The organism is Streptomyces sp. NP-1717, assembly GCF_022695985.1.
Classification (GTDB): domain Bacteria; phylum Actinomycetota; class Actinomycetes; order Streptomycetales; family Streptomycetaceae; genus Streptomyces.
In genome coordinates, this window is record NZ_JAAPBF010000027.1 from 40,605 (window position 1) to 57,506 (window position 16,902).

20 protein-coding genes are annotated in these 16,902 nt (G+C 70.5%); 9 read left to right on the forward strand and 11 right to left on the reverse strand.

What is annotated here, in order from left to right; all coding sequences use genetic code 11:
- Positions 1 to 28 precede the first annotated feature (28 nt).
- From GXP76_RS08845 to GXP76_RS08895, 11 genes are all read right to left on the reverse strand, one after another.
- Positions 29 to 520 carry an NUDIX hydrolase gene (locus GXP76_RS08845; RefSeq protein WP_277993148.1) on the reverse strand — a complete coding sequence of 164 codons (492 nt, stop codon included), beginning with the start codon at positions 518 to 520 and terminating at the stop codon, positions 29 to 31.
- A complete protein-coding gene (gene lepB / locus GXP76_RS08850; protein WP_242570877.1) occupies positions 510 to 1,277 on the reverse strand; it encodes a signal peptidase I in 768 nt (255 codons plus the stop codon). The genes GXP76_RS08845 and lepB (GXP76_RS08850) overlap by 11 nt, the downstream gene beginning before the upstream one ends.
- Positions 1,278 to 1,337: 60 nt before the next feature.
- Complete coding sequence (lepB, locus tag GXP76_RS08855; RefSeq protein ID WP_242570898.1) at positions 1,338 to 2,294, reverse strand: signal peptidase I; 957 nt, start codon at positions 2,292 to 2,294, stop codon at positions 1,338 to 1,340.
- Positions 2,263 to 3,267, reverse strand: a complete 1,005-nt coding sequence (lepB, locus tag GXP76_RS08860) for a signal peptidase I (RefSeq protein WP_242570878.1) — start codon at positions 3,265 to 3,267, stop codon at positions 2,263 to 2,265. Before lepB (GXP76_RS08860) ends, lepB (GXP76_RS08855) begins: the two co-directional genes overlap by 32 nt.
- On the reverse strand, positions 3,260 to 4,036 hold the full coding sequence (gene lepB / locus GXP76_RS08865; protein ID WP_242570879.1) for a signal peptidase I: 777 nt from the start codon (positions 4,034 to 4,036) through the stop codon (positions 3,260 to 3,262). Before lepB (GXP76_RS08865) ends, lepB (GXP76_RS08860) begins: the two co-directional genes overlap by 8 nt.
- A 58-nt stretch (positions 4,037 to 4,094) precedes the next feature.
- Positions 4,095 to 4,445, reverse strand: a complete 351-nt coding sequence (rplS, locus tag GXP76_RS08870) for a 50S ribosomal protein L19 (protein ID WP_023538359.1) — start codon at positions 4,443 to 4,445, stop codon at positions 4,095 to 4,097.
- A 132-nt stretch (positions 4,446 to 4,577) separates the two neighbouring features.
- Positions 4,578 to 5,399 carry a tRNA (guanosine(37)-N1)-methyltransferase TrmD gene (gene trmD / locus GXP76_RS08875; protein ID WP_242570899.1) on the reverse strand — a complete coding sequence of 274 codons (822 nt, stop codon included), beginning with the start codon at positions 5,397 to 5,399 and terminating at the stop codon, positions 4,578 to 4,580.
- Positions 5,400 to 5,413: 14 nt separating this feature from the next.
- Positions 5,414 to 6,037 (reverse strand): ribosome maturation factor RimM, encoded by a 624-nt coding sequence (gene rimM / locus GXP76_RS08880; protein ID WP_242570880.1) that lies wholly within the window; start codon positions 6,035 to 6,037, stop codon positions 5,414 to 5,416.
- 164 nt (positions 6,038 to 6,201) lie between these two features.
- Entirely contained in the window at positions 6,202 to 6,441 is a 240-nt protein-coding gene (locus GXP76_RS08885) for an RNA-binding protein (RefSeq protein ID WP_003980229.1), read from the reverse strand.
- Between the two features lie 2 nt (positions 6,442 to 6,443).
- Positions 6,444 to 6,890 carry a 30S ribosomal protein S16 gene (gene rpsP, locus GXP76_RS08890; RefSeq protein WP_242570881.1) on the reverse strand — a complete coding sequence of 149 codons (447 nt, stop codon included), beginning with the start codon at positions 6,888 to 6,890 and terminating at the stop codon, positions 6,444 to 6,446.
- A 213-nt stretch (positions 6,891 to 7,103) separates the two neighbouring features.
- Positions 7,104 to 7,697, reverse strand: coding sequence for a hypothetical protein (locus GXP76_RS08895; RefSeq protein WP_078074845.1), 594 nt, complete (start codon positions 7,695 to 7,697; stop codon positions 7,104 to 7,106).
- Positions 7,698 to 8,436: 739 nt separating this feature from the next.
- On the opposite strand from GXP76_RS08895, the gene GXP76_RS08900 reads away from it, so the two are divergent.
- The 9 genes from GXP76_RS08900 to GXP76_RS08940 all read left to right on the forward strand — a co-directional run.
- Positions 8,437 to 9,360: a methyltransferase domain-containing protein gene (locus GXP76_RS08900; protein ID WP_242570882.1), complete on the forward strand. Its 924-nt coding sequence runs from the start codon at positions 8,437 to 8,439 to the stop codon at positions 9,358 to 9,360.
- A gap of 164 nt (positions 9,361 to 9,524) precedes the next feature.
- A complete protein-coding gene (gene yhfZ / locus GXP76_RS08905) occupies positions 9,525 to 10,463 on the forward strand; it encodes a GntR family transcriptional regulator YhfZ (protein WP_242570883.1) in 939 nt (312 codons plus the stop codon).
- Positions 10,464 to 10,588: 125 nt separating this feature from the next.
- Complete coding sequence (locus GXP76_RS08910) at positions 10,589 to 10,975, forward strand: PRD domain-containing protein (protein ID WP_242570884.1); 387 nt, start codon at positions 10,589 to 10,591, stop codon at positions 10,973 to 10,975.
- A 13-nt stretch (positions 10,976 to 10,988) separates the two neighbouring features.
- On the forward strand, positions 10,989 to 11,345 hold the full coding sequence (locus GXP76_RS08915) for a DUF2620 domain-containing protein (RefSeq protein WP_242570885.1): 357 nt from the start codon (positions 10,989 to 10,991) through the stop codon (positions 11,343 to 11,345).
- A 190-nt stretch (positions 11,346 to 11,535) separates the two neighbouring features.
- Positions 11,536 to 12,813 carry a YhfT family protein gene (locus GXP76_RS08920; RefSeq protein ID WP_374360286.1) on the forward strand — a complete coding sequence of 426 codons (1,278 nt, stop codon included), beginning with the start codon at positions 11,536 to 11,538 and terminating at the stop codon, positions 12,811 to 12,813.
- A 58-nt stretch (positions 12,814 to 12,871) separates the two neighbouring features.
- Complete coding sequence (locus GXP76_RS08925; RefSeq protein ID WP_242570887.1) at positions 12,872 to 13,843, forward strand: phosphotriesterase; 972 nt, start codon at positions 12,872 to 12,874, stop codon at positions 13,841 to 13,843.
- 1 nt (position 13,844) lies between these two features.
- Positions 13,845 to 14,948 carry an aminotransferase class V-fold PLP-dependent enzyme gene (locus GXP76_RS08930; protein ID WP_242570888.1) on the forward strand — a complete coding sequence of 368 codons (1,104 nt, stop codon included), beginning with the start codon at positions 13,845 to 13,847 and terminating at the stop codon, positions 14,946 to 14,948.
- A gap of 2 nt (positions 14,949 to 14,950) precedes the next feature.
- The gene (locus tag GXP76_RS08935; protein WP_242570889.1) at positions 14,951 to 16,111 is read left to right on the forward strand and encodes an alanine racemase; all 1,161 of its coding nucleotides are present in this window, start codon (positions 14,951 to 14,953) and stop codon (positions 16,109 to 16,111) included.
- Positions 16,112 to 16,123: 12 nt separating this feature from the next.
- A partial coding sequence (locus GXP76_RS08940) for a phosphopentomutase (protein ID WP_242570890.1) occupies positions 16,124 to 16,902 on the forward strand: 779 nt, incomplete at its 3' end.

Genomic DNA, 16,902 nt, shown 5'->3' on the forward strand with positions numbered 1-16,902 from the left:
CCCTATTGTGCTCCGGCCACGTACGCCCCTAGGCGATTTCAGAGGCGAGAAGCACCGGCGCATCCGGAGGACCCTCGTCGAGCAGCGTGCGCAGCAGCCCGGCGAGCCTGGTCGGGTACACCGTCTCACGCGCCGTCGACAGTTCGGCGGAGGTCCACCACCTCAGCTCCGCGACACTGCGCCGCTCCAGCTCCGTCAGCCCCTCGACGGTGGTCTCGGTCTGCGCCGTACGTGCCAGGAAGTACCACTCGTCCTGGTCCCAGCGCCGCCCGTCGAACGGGAAGGAGCAGGTACGCCGCCAGAGGACCGGCCCGAGCTCGACCTCCGTGATGCCCGTCTCCTCGGCCAGCTCGCGCAGCGCGGCCTCCTGCCGCGTCTCGTCGCCCTCCAGACCGCCTCCTGGCGTGAACCACCAGTCCTTCGAGGGGTCGTCGGGCTCGTAGCCGTGCATCAGGAGGATGCGGTCGTCCGGGTCGAGAAGGACGACCCGTGAGACCTTCCTCAGCACCTCACCGGACAACGGTCGGCACCTCCCCGTCGGTCCGCCCCGTCGGCCCCGTACGCCGCCGGCTCAGCCGCTGTGCGACCGGCCCGTAGGCCGCGCCGCCCAGGATCAGCAACGCGCCGAGGACCACGGAGCCCAGCACCAGCGTCACGGGCCCCGGCTCCGACACCCCGCCGGGCAGTGCCGCGAACGCGTCCGGACGTTCGATCAGGCCGCCCGGCGGCCACGCCACGGCGTCGATCCGCGCCGTCACCGTCGAGCGCGGCACCGATCCCTGCCCCTGGTCCTGGAGGTGGACGCGCGAGTCCAGCGACCCGCTGCGCTCGTCACCGAGCAGGAACAGCTGTCCCTTCGGGACCGTCGCCCCGAAACCGGTGGTCGACGCGAGCCCGCCCGGCATCCGCCCCACATACGGTTCCTCGATCGACTTCCCGTTGACGCTCAGGCGCCCCTTGTCGTCGCAGCAGGCGACCTTGTCGCCCCCGACACCGACGACCCGCTTCACCATCGGCATGTCGCCCCACTGGGCGTCCTTGAAGACCACGACATCGCCGCGCCGGACCTCGTCGCCGGATATCCGCTGCGCCAGGACCCGGTCGCCGGCCTTCACCGTCGGGTCCATCGAGTCCGTCGGCACGGTGTAGGGCTGGTACTCCACCGCTCCCCAGACGAAACCGCCGAGGAAGAGCACACAGCCGACGGCCACGGCCAGCCCCGACAGCACACTGCCGAGGCGGCCGTGGCCGCTGTTCGTACGTCCTGTCCCGCTCATCCCAGCCGTCCCCCGTCCCGGAGAATGATCATCGCCGGATCGACGATCTGGGACGGCACCCTACCCGGCGGTACGGCCGCCGGTCAGCCTCCGCCTGCGCCAGAACACCAGCGGCAGGGCGCCGGCGAGGCCGAGCACGGGCGGCGCCGCCGCCGTCGCGACGGCCGCCGCGTTGAGCCCCTGCTGGTCGAACGTGTCCGGCACCGGAAGCGTCGCCAGCCGGTCGAGGGGCCAGGCGATGACGATCGCGCGGCCGACGACTTCGTCGGTGGAGACGGTGCCGTGACCGGGCAGCTCCTGGTGGTAACGGGAGTCGAGCGAATTCTGCCGGTGGTCGCCCATCACCCAGATCCGGCCGTCGGGCACCTTGATCGGTCCGAACGGCTCGTCGTCGCAGGCGGTGTTTCCGGGGAAGATGTACGACTTCTCGTCCAGCGCCTTCCCGTTCACCTGGACGCTGCTGCCCTTCTTGCACTCCACCGTGTCGCCACCGACCGCGATGACCCTCTTGATGAGGTCCTTCTCCTCGGACGACGGCATGAGGCCGATGAAGCTGAGGAACTTCTGCGCCACGTTGGGCTCGGGCGCCTCCGTGCTGTCGAGCCAGCCGCCCGGGTCGTGGAAGACCACGACCTCGCCGCGCTCGGGCTCCGCGCCGAACCACGGGGTGAGCTTGTCCACGAGCACCCGGTCGCCGCGCTGCAGGGTGTCCTGCATCGAGTCCGAGGGGATCGAGAACGCCTGCACCAGAAAGGTCTTGATCAGCAGCGCGAGCAGCAGCGCGATGCCGATCAGCAGGGGCAGCTCTTTCCAGAAGGAGCGCTGCTTCGGCACGTTCGAAGCCCCGTCGTCGTCCGGCTCGCTGTCCGGCCGCTCCGCCGTGTGGTCCTTCGTCTCTGCGTGCGCCCCTGCGGATGGGGTCTCCGCGGCGGAACCGGCAGAACCGACGGAAGGCTCGGCAAGCTGCTCGGGCCTGTCCTCGGGCTCACCGTGTCCGGATCGTGCGCCGACGGCCAAATCCCCCACATCCACTCCTCACTCCGTGCAACTGCCCGCTCCGGAGACGGAGCAGGCCCACTACTCCCATAACGAGCGGGAGTTCCGCAGGGGTCGGGAGCAGGATTATTCCGTTCGGATCCTGAGAGGACACACTATTCGACGGGCCGAGCGCCGTGGTCGGTGCGGCGCGCGCGTCCGGTACGGAGGCGTACGTCGCCCGCTCCTCCAGGCGCCGCCAGTGGCCCAGCGGCCAGGCGATGACCACGGCCCGTCCGACGACCTCGTCCTCCGAGACGGTGCCGCGGAACTCCTCGTCGAGATGGAAGCGCGAATCGGCCGAGTTCGACCGGTGGTCGCCCATCACGAAGATCCGCCCCGTCGGCACCTTCACCTCGAAGTCGAGCTTCGACGGCGGGTTGCCGGGATTCAGATACGGCTCCGTCAGCGGTACCCCGTTGACGACGATGCGCCCGTCCTTGTCGCAGCACTTCACGGTGTCGCCGCCCACGGCGACGACGCGCTTGATCAGGTCCTGCTCGTCGGCGGACGGCAGCAGTCCGATGAAGGTGAGGGCCTGCTTCACCTGCTTGACAACGACCGGGTCGTCCGGGGGTACCTCTGTCTCCTCCTGCAGCCAGCCGCCGGGGTCCTTGAACACCACGACGTCGCCGCGCTCGGCGCGGGAGCCGAACCAGGGCGTCAGCTTGTCGACGAGCACCCGGTCGTCGATCCGGATCGTCTGCTCCATGGATCCGGAGGGGATCACGAAGGCCTGGACGAGGAACGTCTTCAGTACGAGGGCGATCAGGAGCGCCACACCGATCAGGAGCGGGATCTCCGTCATCGCGGAACGGCGGCGGCGCCGCTTCACCTTGCGGGCGAGTCTGCGCCGTTCCGCGCGCCCGGGCAGGGCGCGTCCTGTCGTGGGTCTGGTGCCTGTCGGCAGCCGGGTGTCGGCCCGGTGGCCCCCGGGCCGTCCTCGGTTACCCATGGGCGCCGTCCGGGTCCCGTACGCCGCTGAAGGCGTCGGTGGGCTCCAGCGAGGTCCAGCGGCCGAGCGGCCACCCGATCCAGTCCACCCGCCCGATGACCTTGTCCACGGGCACCGTGCCGCCGCCGGGCTCGCCCAAGTGGTCACGTGAGTCGCGGGAGTTGCTGCGGTGGTCGCCCATCACCCAGAGGGTCCCGGAGGGCACGACGATGTCGAAGGGCGCGCTGGACGGCGCGTCGCCGAAGTACACGTACCGCTCTTCGATCGCCCGGCCGTTCACCTCGACCTTGCCCCCCTCGTCGCAGCAGACCACCCGGTCGCCTCCCACGCCCACCACGCGCTTCACGAAATCGGTCTCGGCGGGCTCGGCGAGACCGAGGGCCGCGGCCGCCCCGTGTGCGAGCCCGGTGAGGGGGTTCTCCCCCGCCGGTTCCTGGACGAAGGAGCCGGTGCCGTCGAAGACGACCACATCGCCGCGCCGCGGTTCGGTACCGAAACGGTACGCCAACTTGTTGACCAGCACGCGGTCCCCGACCTGGAGACCCGGCTCCATGGAGCCGCTGGGGATCAGGAAGGGCTGTACGACGAAGGCACTGAACAGCAGGAGAGAGGCCGTGCCGAGCACGCCCAGCACCGCGGCCCGGCGCCAGGGCATGGCCTTCAGGAATTCCCGGGGGCCTGGCATACGCACGGAGCGCGACCCCTCTTCCTTCCCTGTGGCGGGTGTGGAAGAAGGGTCGCGCTCCGAGTGCTGTGGTCCGGTGTCCATCGGGCTCAGAGCTTATCCGGCCGTCCGGTGGAACCATGCGCGAGATTCGAGCCGGGGCTCAGTTGTCGCGCTTCTCCTTGATCTTCGCGGCCTTGCCGCGCAGCTCACGGAGGTAGTAGAGCTTGGCGCGACGTACGTCACCACGGCTGACGAGCTCGATCTTCTCGAAGATCGGGCTGTGCACCGGGAAGGTGCGCTCGACGCCGACGGAGAAGGAGACCTTGCGGACCGTGAAGGTCTCGCGGACGCCCGAGCCCTGGCGGCGGATGACAACACCCTTGAACTGCTGGATACGGGAGCGGTTGCCCTCGATGACACGTACGTGGACGTTCACGGTGTCGCCGGGACGGAACGCGGGGAGGTCGCTGCGCAGCGACGCCGCGTCGACGGTGTCGAGCAGGTGAGCCATGATGGTCTGCTTCCTCGCTGATGCCACAGGTCATCAACGGAATGTCGATAAGGAAAGTTCGGAGCGCCGTTCTCGTCGGGTGGGCGTCGTTCCCCCTGTGGCAGGGGCGCGCACCGGACGTACGGCAGCGGCTCATTCTTCCACGGCCCCCGGCCTGCGCCAAAATCGGCCACCGGGCTCCGGGGCCCAGCCCATGATGGAGAGCGTCTCGCGGTCCTTCTTGTCGAAGGCCGCCGCGTCGCAACGCTCGATCATGTCGGGCCTGTTGAGCGCCGTACGACGGAAAGCCTCGTCCCGACGCCACCGCGCGATCTTGCTGTGATGACCGCTGAGCAGAATGTCCGGGATGGCGCGGCCTCGCCATTCCGGGGGCTTCGTGTAGACGGGACCCTCGAGCAGATCGGCCATCGCTCCGGGGGCGAACGAGTCGTCACGGTGGGACTCAGCGTTGCCCAGGACGCCCGGGAGAAGCCGTGCGACGGCCTCCGTGATGACCAGCACGGCCGCCTCGCCGCCGGCGAGGACGTAGTCGCCGATGGACACCTCGTACACCGGCATCCGGGTCGCGTACTCGTCGACGACGCGGCGGTCGATGCCCTCGTACCGGGCCGGCGCGAAGAGCAGCCAGGGCCGCTCGGAGAGCTCGACGGCGAGCTCCTGGGTGAACGGGCGGCCGCTGGGGGTGGGAACGACCAGGACGGGGCCGTGGGCGCCCGCCTCGTAGCCGTCAGCGATCGCCTCGTCGAGGGCGTCACCCCAGGGGCCGGTCTTCATGACCATGCCCGGGCCGCCGCCGTACGGGGTGTCGTCGACCGTGTTGTGCCGGTCGTACGTCCACTCCCGGAGGTCGTGGACCTGGACGTCGAGGCGGCCACGCGCGCGTGCCTTGCCGACGAGGGACACGTTCAGCGGTTCGAGGTACTCCGGGAAGATCGTGATCACGTCGGCCCGCAGCGTGTCGGCGCAGGTCATGTCGACCCGCCCCTGGCCGCGCCGTCGGGGCCGTCGCCGGCGGTGTCGTCGCCACCGGGGCTGTCGTCCTCGGAGCTGTCGGCGCTGTCGGTGGGGGCGGCGACCACCGCGTTGTCGTCGATGAGGCCGGGCGGCGGGTCGATCACGGCCCGCTGTTCCACCAGATCGATCTCGGTCACGATCTCCTCCACGAAGGGGATCATGACCTCGCTGCCGTCGGGGCGCTCCACGATGAACAGATCCTGCGACGGGAGGTGGGTGATCTCGGTGATCCGGCCGACCTCCGTGCCATCCGCCAGGACGACGTCCAGGTCCATGAGCTGGTGGTCGTAGTACTCGTCAGGGTCCTCCGGCATGTCCTCCGGGTCCACCTCGGCGATGAGCAGGGTATTGCGCAGGGCCTCGGCGGCCGTACGGTCGCTCACCCCGGCGAAGCGCAGCAGGAGCCTGCCGCTGTGCACCCGGCCCGTCTCGATCGTCAGGGGTCCCGTGGAGGCCGGTTCGGTGGCCAGTACGGCTCCGGGGCCGAGCCGCAGCTCCGGCTCGTCCGTACGCACCTCGACGGTGACCTCGCCCTTGATGCCGTGGGCACGGCCGATCCGCGCGACTACCAACTGCACTTGCACACGTCCCTGTTCTCCAACTTCTGCGGCTTCTGTGGCTACTTCGGCGTCGGCGCGGCGGCGGAGGGACGCGGCGGCGTGCCTCTCCCGCGCCGCCGCGAAGACGACAAAGACCGGGGAGGGCGGTGGCCCTCCCCGGCCGGTGCCGGTTCACAACTGTGTCAGCGGACCTGATCCACGTCGACGAGGTCGACACGGATGCCACGGCCGCCGATCGCGCCCACGACGGTGCGCAGGGCGCGTGCGGTGCGGCCGTTGCGGCCGATCACCTTGCCGAGGTCGTCGGGATGCACCCGTACCTCGAGCACACGGCCACGGCGCAGGGTGCGCGAGGCGACCTGCACATCGTCCGGGTTGTCGACGATGCCCTTCACGAGGTGCTCGAGAGCCTCCTCGAGCATGCTCAGGCCTCGGTCGGCTCAGCGGCGGACGCCGAAGCAGCGGCGTCGGCGTCGTCCGCCTTCTTGTCCGCCTTCTTCGCCTTGGGGGTGATGGCATCACCCTTGGGCTCTTCGCCGTCCTTGGCGAGAGACTCGAAGAGGGCGCGCTTGTCGGCCTTCGGCTCCGGCTGGAGCAGCGGCGCCGGGGCGGGCAGGCCCTTGTGCGCCTGCCAGTCGCCCGTGAGCTTGAGGATCGCGAGAACCGGCTCGGTCGGCTGGGCGCCGACGGACAGCCAGTAACGCGCGCGGTCCGAGTCGACCTCGATACGCGACGGGTTCTGCACCGGGTGGTACAGGCCGATCTCCTCGATCGCCCGGCCGTCACGGCGGGTGCGGGAGTCGGCGACGATGATGCGGTAGTGAGGCGAACGGATCTTGCCCAGACGCTTCAGCTTGATCTTGACTGCCACGGAAGTGGTCTCTCCTGGATCTTGACGTGGTTGGGCACATCGACATGCCGCGTGGGGTTGCGGTACTCGTGTGCCCGATGGACGCGTCAGCCGGAGGAGAGAGGGGTCCTGTGCGACTGTCGAGTACAGCTGGTCATTGTGCCACACGCCCGAGGCGCGCCGCGCCCCGCCCGACCGCGGTGACTCCGGGGCGGGACGGGGCGCCGGTGGTGCTCAGCTCGCAGCGGCGACCACTTCCGGAATGCGGAACGGCTTGCCACAGCCGCCGCAGACGATAGGGGCCTGTGCGAGGACCGACGGAACGACGCGTACGTTGCGGCCGCAGTCGCAGACCGCCTTCACGCGTACACCCCCGCCGGACGAGCCGTGCCGCGCGGCGGGGCCGCGGAAACTGCGCTCGGTGTCGGACGTCGTCGCGACCGTGTGCGCCGCGAGGGCACGCTGGAGCCGCTCGATGGTGGGGCGATAGCGCCGTCTCGCCTCCGGGTTGAGTGAGACCAGGGAGAAACCGCTGCTGGGATGCGGCTCCTCGGAATGGTCCAGGCCCAACTCCTCGGCGATCGCGAGGAATCGGCGGTTGTGGTAGCGGCCTGCCCGGGAGGTGTCTCGGACACCCCGGGCAGCGGCGATGCCGTGGACTGCCTCGTGAAGCAGTCGCTCGAAGGAGAGCTCGGCGCCGCAGGCGGACGACGATTCTCCGATCAGGGACTCGGGCGCGGCAAGATCGGGCAGCTCGGTGTGGTACCGCTGAATCTCGGCCCACGCCTGCGCCAGCTCTGCGGCGAGAACAGGTGGTGTCGTGCTCACGTCGTGAACAACGAGCCTGAAGGCTCCCGGGTTCCATTCCGGGGCATCCCAAATATTTTGCACGTACCCGTCAGTTGCCGTTGATGCGTCCTGACGAGGGCGGGTGCGTAGATCTGCGGAGAAGCCTCGCTTCTCGTCACAAGCCGGTACGTAGCGTCGACTACGCCTGGACGCGTAGGAGAAATACGTACACCAGATCGAGGCCATGTGTGCCGACGACCGTTTGGACGACCGCGCCAGTGGCGTCGCCGCTCCGACCTCTTCAGGAGGGCGGGACCACAACAACGACATTATCGGGCGCGCCGCCGATCCCCGGCATCGGCCCCGGTCGGGGCGGGCAGCGCGCAATCATCCGATACCGACGCGGGCCTCCGGAGAGCGAGAGAGCCCGTCGCGCCGGCCTCACCCTTACGGCCCAACTCCCACCGAGGCGTACCCAGACCCCGCGTGCGCGGCTGCGCCTTGCCCGTGCGGACTCCACGAAAGTCCGGAGCGGCGACGCTCGGGGCGCGGCCAGGGCCGATCCGGCGGAGGCTCGCAGCGTAGGAGCACAGAGGTCCGGTGAGAGCGATTTTTCGTGCGCCGGGGCGCACGACCGGAGCGCGGAAGGATTGCCCGCGAAGCACTGGACGCGGGCACGGATGCGGAGTTCCCTGGCATACGGGGGACGAAGACGCGCATGTACACGGGGGCTGTCAATCGGGGCACAAGGACTCTCGGCCGGATTGGGGCGCTATCAATGACTCGTACGCTCGTCCAGCACCACCAGCAGCAGGTGAAGGCGGCCACGGCAGATCCTTCTACGGAGGCGGGCGAGCGTGCCCGCGACTGGGCCGAGATCCAGGAACGGATGCTGGTGCCGCTCTACGAGGCGGTGTACGAGCGCCTGGAGGTGGGCCCCGGCACGCGGTTGCTCGGCCTCGGCTGTGGCTCGGGGCTCGCGCTGCTGATCGCGACCGCCAGGGGCGCCCAGGTGACCGGGGTGGACGCCGACCAGGAACGTGTCGCGCTGGCACGCGAGCGGCTCGTCCATGACTCGCACCCGATGCAGCACGCGGCGCCCTCCACGGCGCCCGTGAGGGCCGGGAGCGGCGCGTCCGGGCCATTCGGCGGCCGGGCGGGGGCGCGCGTACTCACGGGCGGCGCCACGGCCGTCATGGAAGCAGAGCGGCCCTCGTACGACGTGATCACGGCGTTCCAGCCCATCGGTGTCGCCGCCGGCGATTCGGACGGGCTCGGACCCGCGCTGGCGGAGGCGGTGCCGATGGCGGACCGCGGCACTCCCGTGGTCCTGGCCGGCTGGGGACCGCAGGAGCGCTGCGCGACGTCCGCCGTCCTGCGGGTCGCGGGGCGGCTCACCGAACGGCTGCGGAAGGGCGGCGGCTACCGCCCGCCGCGCAGGGACGATCTGGAGGACGTGGCGGCGCGGGCCGGACTGAAGCCCGACGGCTCGGGCCGTGTGTCCTGCCCGTTCGGTTACGCGGGGATGGAGAGCGCGCTGCGCGGCCTGATGTCGACGGGGGTGTTCGACGCGGCGGTGCGGGCGACGGACCAGTCCCAGGTGGAGAAGGAGATAGCGGAGGCACTGCACCCGCACGTCCGGCGCGACGGCACCGTCTGGATGCCCAACGTCTTCCGCTATCTCATCGCACGTACACCCTGACCACGGCGGGTGCGGGCGGTCCCTGCGGCGCGCCGCGGACCGCCCTTTCGTTACCGAGGACATCGAGGTCGGCCGAGAGCTGACCGCAGGAGCATTGACCCGACGGAAAAGTCTCCTTCAAGACAGTCTTGTCAGTATCCAGAATCCTGGTTACTGTCCCTTCTGTGACCGGCTTCGACGAACGCTTCCTGACCCGCAACGGCCTCACCGCCCAGCAGCTCGCCGTCCTGCTGCTCGACCACGAGCCGGACACCCGCCTGCCCCGCGTGCGTGACTTCGCCGAAGAACTGGGCGTCGGCAACGGCACGGTGCAGGCGGCTCTCCAGCTCCTGGAGAGCGCGGGGGCGATCCGGACAACCGCGCGCGGGCACCTCGGCACGTTCCTCGTCCACTCCGACCGGTCGGTCCTCTGGCGGCTCTCCGGACTCGGCACACTGCTGGCGGCGATGCCGCTGCCGTACTCGCACCGGTACGAGGGCCTGGCGACCGGGCTGCGCGCCGCGTTCGAAGAAGCCGGGGCACCGTTCGCGATCACGTTCATGCGCGGCGCCGGGGCCCGCACCACCGCCCTGATCGAGGGCAAGGTCGACCTCGTCGTCCTCTCCCGCTTCGCCGCCGACCGGCTGATCGAGGAGCGCCCCGTGGAACTCGTCGCGGACCTCGGGCCCGCGACGTACGTGGGGGCGCACGGACTGCTGCTGCGGCACGGCGCCGCCCTGGAGACGAAGGGGCTGCGCGTGGCCGTCGACCACGCCTCCGAGGACCAGCGCATACTCGCGGAGCGGGTCTTCGCCGGACGCTCGGACATCGAGTGGGTCGAGGCGTCGTACATGCAGCTGCGTGATCTGTTCGCGCACGACCGTGTCGACGCGACCCTGTGGAATCTCGACGAGGTGCAGGACCGGCTCGGGGCCGGCGTGGACGTACTGCCGCTGGGCGACGAGGTCACCCGGGACCTGTCCCTGCGCAACTCGAGCGCCGCGATCATCGGAAGGACCGAGGGGGCGAAGGCGCTCGGCGCCGTACGCGACTCCCTCGACCTGTCGGTAATCACCACCTGCCAGGCCGAGGTGTTGCGGGGTGAGCGCGCCCCGTCCTACTGACCACTTTCGCCCGCCCCGTCGGGGCGGGCCCGGCCCGCCCTCCTGCCGAGAAAAAGGGGAAGCCGAGCCTCTGCTCAAAATCCAAAATCCTGGTTACTGTCGTATTCGAGGGTGAAGGGAACACCATGGACGACCAGCTCGCCCTGCGCATCAAACTGTTCCGCGAGAGCGGTCAGGTCCGGCCCGAGATCGCCGCGTTCGTGACCGCCGAGCTGGACGCCCTGGACGCCGAGGGCCGCACCGTCACCGAGGAGACGGCGGGCACACTCACCAGTCATCTCATGATGGCCCTCACCAGGTTGCTCAACGGCGAGCCGATCGCGGAATTCCCCACGGACTCCGAGATCACCGCCGAACTCGCCGGACACCCGGACGCGGTGGCACGGGCCCGCGCCGTCTCCGTACGCGCGGCCTCGGAACTCGGCGCGCCCCTCCCCGACTCCGAGATCAACTTCCTCGGACTGCACCTCGCCCTGCTCGACCAGAACTCGCCCCCACGGCACGAGACATGAGAAGGAACCAGCCATGACGAAGATCCTCACCGGTGGCGTCGGCAAGGCCGAGGTCACGGAGACCGTCAAGAAGCTCGGTCTCGACGGAATCGAGATCACTGTCTCCAACGACATGGACGCCGCGATGAAGCTGCGCGGCGGCCAGGCCGACTACTTCCTCGGCACCTGCCACACCGGCGCCGGCGCCTCCCTCGGCGTCCTCGTCGGACTGCTCGGCAAGCCCGCCTGCCACACCTTCGGCCGCTCCGTCCCCACGGAGGTCGAGGTGAACGCCCTCCTTACGGAAGGCAAGAAGGTCTTCGGCTTCGCCGTCGACCAGATCGACGTGATCGCCCCGCTCATGGCCCGCGCCATCGCCGCGCGCGGCTGACGGCCCCGTACGAGCCGGAAGGGCTCGACAGACCTCGTAAGACCCCGCGCCGGGCCAGGCCCCCGCCGGGCACTGAGGAGTGAATCCCGTGAACAGCGTCCTCGCAGCGAGTTCGACCGACCTCGAACTCTCGCTGGCACAGCAACTGACCGTGATAGCGCTGTGTGCGCTGACCGCGTTCATCTCTCATATGGCACTGGCCGTCTTCAACGACGGTGTGCGCCCCTTCATGCTGGACTTCATCCAGGGGCGGTCCACGCGCAGCGCCACCACCGCAGTGTCCTTCGGTCTCTCGGCCGGCTTCATCTTCGGCCTGGGCGCGCCCATGGCGCTGTCCACCGGCGTGCTCAACCCGTGGCTCGTCTTCCTGCCCACCGACATCCTCGGCATCCTGTCGCCGAAGAAGTGGATCGCGCCGCTGCTCGGCGGCGCGTGGGGCGCCGTGGTCGTGTTCGGCCTGAACGGGGCCAACAGCGTCGCGCACGACCTGCCCGTCGACTTCCTGACCGCGCTCCAGCAGATGTCGACGCCGATCCTGTTCCTGTTCACGCTCTTCCCGGTGCTGGCCATCACCAAGCAGTTCGGGCGGCTACGGGGCGGCATCGCCGCGGTCGTCGAGCTGGCGCTCGTCGTGATGACGATGAAGATCTGGCCCGACATCTTCCCCGGCTCCATCGCCATGGCCGTCGGAGTTCTGACGCTCATCGGCTTCGCCGTCAACAAGGACCTGGCGCAGCGGAAGTCGGACCGGGCCGAGGCCGCGAAGACGGCGGCAGCGGGCGGCGTGACCCCGGAGTTGAAGAACGGGGCGGCGGACGACGCGGAGGATCCGATGGCCTCGCTGTTCAGCGCGAGCGCGCTGCGGCTGCGCCGTCACCTGCCGCTCTTCATGCTGCTCGGCGCGGGTGTCTGCGTGCTGGCCCAGTCGCACGTTTTCGGCGGCGGCGAGGCGACGAGCTTCCTGATCGCCAAGGGCGACTACGCGGAGGCCGCCCAGGTGGACTTCTACCGGGCGTTCGGCTTCGTGCCGCTGATCGCGACGACGGCGCTCGCCTCCGGCGCGTACGGCATCGCCGGCTTCACTTTCGTCTACCCCATCGGCTACCTCATGCCGAACCCGTTCATCGCCGTCGTCGTCGGCGCGGCGGTCTTCGCGCTGGAGGTGCTGGCGCTCTCCGCGATCGGCAGGGTCCTCGGGAAGCTGCCGAGCGTGCGTGACTCCTCCGAGCATCTGCGGAGCGCGATCGGTGACGCGTTGGGTCTCGCGATCCTCTTCGGTTCGCTGATGGCCGCCAACGTCATGGGAGGGGGCCTGGGCATCCTCATAGTCGGCGGGCTCTATCTGCTCAACGAGTCGATGGGCCGCCCGGTGGTGCGGATGGCGGCCGCACCCGCTGCGGTGATCGTCGGCGGCGTACTGCTGAACATCCTCTACTGGCTGGACCTGTTCACGCCGATCAAGGGATAGGCGGCGGCGCCCAAGGACCACCGCGGCGAACACGCACGACACAGGAAGGCCCCGCGCCATGCAGCAGCACCCCGGCGATGCACACCATCCACGCCATCTGCGCACCGTCACCGGCACGTTGCCCGTCTCCGCCGTACGCGGCCCGGCGCTCGCCCATGAGCACCTGGTCCTCGACCTCGACCGCACCGGGGACGGCGCGGCGGTTCTCCACGCGGACCGGCACGGGCCCGCCGTCACCACGGAACTGGCGCACCTGCGCGAGGAGTACGGCCTCGGCCTGGTCGTCGAGCTGACCTGTCGCGGCATGGGCCGCCGGCCGCAGGCCCTGGCCCGGATCTCCGAGGAGTCCGGGGTGCCGGTGGTGGCCGCCACGGGCTGGTACTACGAGCCGTTCCACCCGGCGGAGGCGGACGGGGCCGACGTCGGGGAGCTGACGGCGATTCTCGTACGGGAGATCCGTGACGGCTTCGGCGACACCGGGATCCGGCCCGGCGTACTCGGCGAGATCGGCAGCCACGGTGAGGTGCCGAGCGAGCCCGAGACACGCGTGCTGCTGGCCTCGGCGCACGCCGCCGTCGCCACCGGCCTCTCGGTCGCCACCCACGCCCAGCTCGGTCACGGCGGCCGCGCCCAGCTTGAACTGCTCACCGGCGCCGGACTGCCGCCGCACCGGATCTCGGTGGGGCACCAGGATCTTCTCGACGCTCCGGCGGTGCACCGTGAGCTGGCGGCGAGCGGCGCGTACGTCGCGTTCGACACCGTCGGCAAGGAGAGCTACCAGAGCGACACCACGCGGCTGCGTCTCCTGCTCGCGCTGGTGGAGGCCGGCCACGCGGACCGCGTCCTGCTCAGCTGCGACATCTCCCGGCACGCCTATCTGCGGTCGGAGGGGGGCGAGGGGTACGGGCATCTCTTCCGGTCCTTCCTGCCCCGGGTGCGCGCGGCGGGCGTGGACGAGGACCTGATCGATCTGATGACACGGCGCAATCCGCTCCGGTTCCTGACCGGCGCGGACACGAAGGAGAACTGAGATGTCCGTCCCACTGCCGCGGACCTACCCGCTGGCGACGATCCCGCTGGACGCCGCGGTGCGGATGCAGTTCAGGCTGCTGGAGTGCACCGCCGCGCGTTTCGAGGGTCAGCAACTGTTCGAGGCGGACGCGGGTGTGGTGCCGGACCTCGGCCGGCCCCGTACCACCGCGCGGGTGGAGTCGGTGCTGGCCGACTTCTTCGGCGCCGAGGACGCCGCGCTCGTGCAGGGCGCGGGCACGGGCGCCATCCGGGCGGCGCTCCAGGCCGCCGCCGGGCGCGGTGACCCGCTGCTGATTCACCGGGCTCCGGTCTACCGCACGACCGCTGTGACGCTGCGCGGTCTCGGAGTCCGCACCGTCGAGGCCGACTTCAACGACGACGCCGCGCTGCGCGGGGCCCTGGACTCGGGTGAGTTCGGGTGGGCGTACGTCCAGCACAGCAGGCAGCGGCTCGCCGACTCGTACGACGCCGGAGGCGTTCTCGCCGCCTGCCGCGCCGCAGGGGTGCGCACGATCGTGGATGACAATTACGCGGTAATGCGCGCACCGTTGTCGGGAGTTGAGCTCGGCGCCGACGCCTCGTGCTTCTCACTGTTCAAGCTGCACGGGCCCGAGGGGGTCGGCGCCGTCGTCGGGGCGGCTGACGTCGTGGAGCGCGTACGCGCCGACAACTACTCGGGCGGCGGGCAGGTGCAGGGCCACCAGGCGCTCGACGCGCTGCGCGCCCTCACCCACGTCCCCGTGATGTGGGCCGTCCAGTCCCAGGTCGGCTCGGAGATCGCCGACCGGCTCACCGCCGGCGAGGTACCGGGCGTTGCGGAGGTGCGGATCGCCAACGCTCAGGACCGCTGTCTGCTCGTGCGCCTGAACCGCCCCGTAGCACGTGAACTGCCCGCCGTGGCGGCGCGGTATGGCGCCGCGCCGTACCCCGTAGGCTCCAACTCCCGCTACGAGATCGCCCCGCTCTTCTACCGGATGTCCAGCTCGTCCCTCGACGACGCTCCGGAACTCGCCGACCGGACGGTGCGGATCAACCCCATGCGGGCCGGCGCCGATCTGGTGATCGAGATCCTCCGCCGTTCGCTGCACGACCTGAAGGACTGACCGTGTTCCTGGACGCCGTCCTGACCCGCAACCCCGCACTCGTCGACGTGGCGGCCTCGCTGCACCGTTCCGGCGCCGTCCCGCCCGACACGTACGTGGTCGACGCCGACACCGTGGAGGCCAATGCCGCGCTGCTGGCCGGTGAGGCCGAGCGGCTCGGTCTCTCGCTCTGGTTCGTGGTCAAGCAGATCGGCCGCAATCCGGCGCTGATCCGGGCGATCGCCCGGCACATCCCCCGGTTCGCCGCGATCGACCCGTACGAGGCGCGGGTGCTGCACGACGCGGGGGCACGGGCCGGCAACCTCGGCCACCTCGTACAGATCCCGCCGCGTCAGCTGCCCGAGATGCTGGGGTGGCGGCCTGAGACGGTGACCGTCTTCGACCTTGCCAACGCCCGCGCCGTGTCGGACGCCGCCCGGCGACTCGGCCTCGTCCAGGACGTACTCGTCCGTCTCGAGGGCACCGACAAGGTGTATCCGGGGCAGGAAGGCGGTGTGCCGTTCGCCGGCCTGGACGACTTCGCGGCGGCGGCGGAGACGTTGCCGGGCATCAGGATCGCGGGCGTCACCGCGTTCCCCTGTGTTCTGTGCGATCCGTCGACGGGTGCACTGGCCCCGACTCAGAACTTTCAACTCGCGATCAAGGCACGTGAGTTGCTGGCGGCGCGTGGGCATGAAGCGCTGAAGCTCAGCGCGCCCAGTGCCACCTCCATGGCGTCTCTTCCGCTCCTCGCCGAGCTGGGCGCCACGCACGGCGAGCCGGGCCACGCCCTCACCGGGACGACCCCGCTGCACGCGGTCGACCACCAGCAGCCCGAACGCCCCGCCTACGTGTACGTCAGCGAGGTCGCCCACACCCTCGCCGACGGACGGCCCGCGATCCACGGCGGCGGCTTCTATCCGCGTGCGCACATCGGGGACGCGCTGCTGCCGCGCACCGGGCTGCGGCTGCCCGTGCAGGACGCACCCGCGGAGAACATCGACTACTACCGGCTGCTCCAACTCCCCACCCACGCCGCGGCCGTTCAGGTCGGGGACACCGCCGTACTCGCCTTCCGCACCCAGATCTTCGTCACCCGCTCGACCGTCGCGGTCGTCGCGGGGCTCTCCACCGGAGAGCCCCGGCTGACCGGCCTGTACGACGCCCAGGGCCGGGCCCGGTAAGGAGCCAGAGCCATGAGCACGACCGTGATCGTCGTGATCGACGGATTCGGTGTCGGCGCGATGCCGGACGCGGGGACGCTGCGGCCCGGCGACCTCACCGCCGACACCTGCGGGCATGTACTCGACCACTGCCGCGCGACACTGGGCCGACCGCTCCGGCTGCCCGCGCTCGGGGCGCTGGGCCTCGGCCTGATCCACCCCCACCCGGATCTCGCCCGGCGGACGGCCCGCCCCGTCGCCGCGGGCCGGGCCGCTCTCGGCTACCCCGGGGCGGACACGTTCGCCGGGCACCAGACCATGATGGGCGCGGACTTCAGCCGGGTCACGGTGGCCCCGCTCGCCGGGCATCTGGAGGAGGTGAGCGGCGCGCTGAAGTCGGCGGGGCACCTTGTCGAACCCCTGGCGGGTCAGCCGCTCCTGCTCGTCGACGGCGCCGTCCTGGTCCACGACAACCTGGAGGCCGACCCCGGCATCAACTGGAACGCCTCCGGGCGACTGGACGACATGTCCTTCGACCGCGTCCTCGCCATCGCCCGTACGGTGCGGGCCGTCGCGCCGGTCGCCCGTGTGATCGCCGTCGGCGGCCACGCGGACGGGGCGCTCACCGCGTACGTACGGGACGGCGACGGCGGCACCGTGGGCCTGGACACCCCGGCCACCGGCTTCTACCGCAACGACGGCCTCCAGGTGCGGCATCTGGGCGTGGAGCTCGACCACACCCGGCAACTGCCCGATGTCGCGGCGCGCGCCGGCGTCCCGGTCACCCTCGTCGGAAAGGCGGCGGACATCCT

What these genes read in the sequence shown, in the direction of transcription:
- lepB (WP_242570877.1), bottom strand. Translation starts at nt 1,277, where the DNA reads ATGAGCGGGACAGGACGTACGAACAGCGGCCACGGCCGCCTCGGCAGT.
- lepB (WP_242570878.1), bottom strand. Translation starts at nt 3,267, where the DNA reads ATGGGTAACCGAGGACGGCCCGGGGGCCACCGGGCCGACACCCGGCTG.
- lepB (WP_242570879.1), bottom strand. Translation starts at nt 4,036, where the DNA reads ATGGACACCGGACCACAGCACTCGGAGCGCGACCCTTCTTCCACACCC.
- rplS (WP_023538359.1), bottom strand. Translation starts at nt 4,445, where the DNA reads ATGGCTCACCTGCTCGACACCGTCGACGCGGCGTCGCTGCGCAGCGAC.
- GXP76_RS08885 (WP_003980229.1), bottom strand. Translation starts at nt 6,441, where the DNA reads ATGCTCGAGGAGGCTCTCGAGCACCTCGTGAAGGGCATCGTCGACAAC.
- GXP76_RS08900 (WP_242570882.1), top strand. Translation starts at nt 8,437, where the DNA reads ATGACTCGTACGCTCGTCCAGCACCACCAGCAGCAGGTGAAGGCGGCC.
- GXP76_RS08910 (WP_242570884.1), top strand. Translation starts at nt 10,589, where the DNA reads ATGGACGACCAGCTCGCCCTGCGCATCAAACTGTTCCGCGAGAGCGGT.
- GXP76_RS08915 (WP_242570885.1), top strand. Translation starts at nt 10,989, where the DNA reads ATGACGAAGATCCTCACCGGTGGCGTCGGCAAGGCCGAGGTCACGGAG.
- GXP76_RS08920 (WP_374360286.1), top strand. Translation starts at nt 11,536, where the DNA reads ATGGCACTGGCCGTCTTCAACGACGGTGTGCGCCCCTTCATGCTGGAC.
- GXP76_RS08925 (WP_242570887.1), top strand. Translation starts at nt 12,872, where the DNA reads ATGCAGCAGCACCCCGGCGATGCACACCATCCACGCCATCTGCGCACC.
- GXP76_RS08930 (WP_242570888.1), top strand. Translation starts at nt 13,845, where the DNA reads ATGTCCGTCCCACTGCCGCGGACCTACCCGCTGGCGACGATCCCGCTG.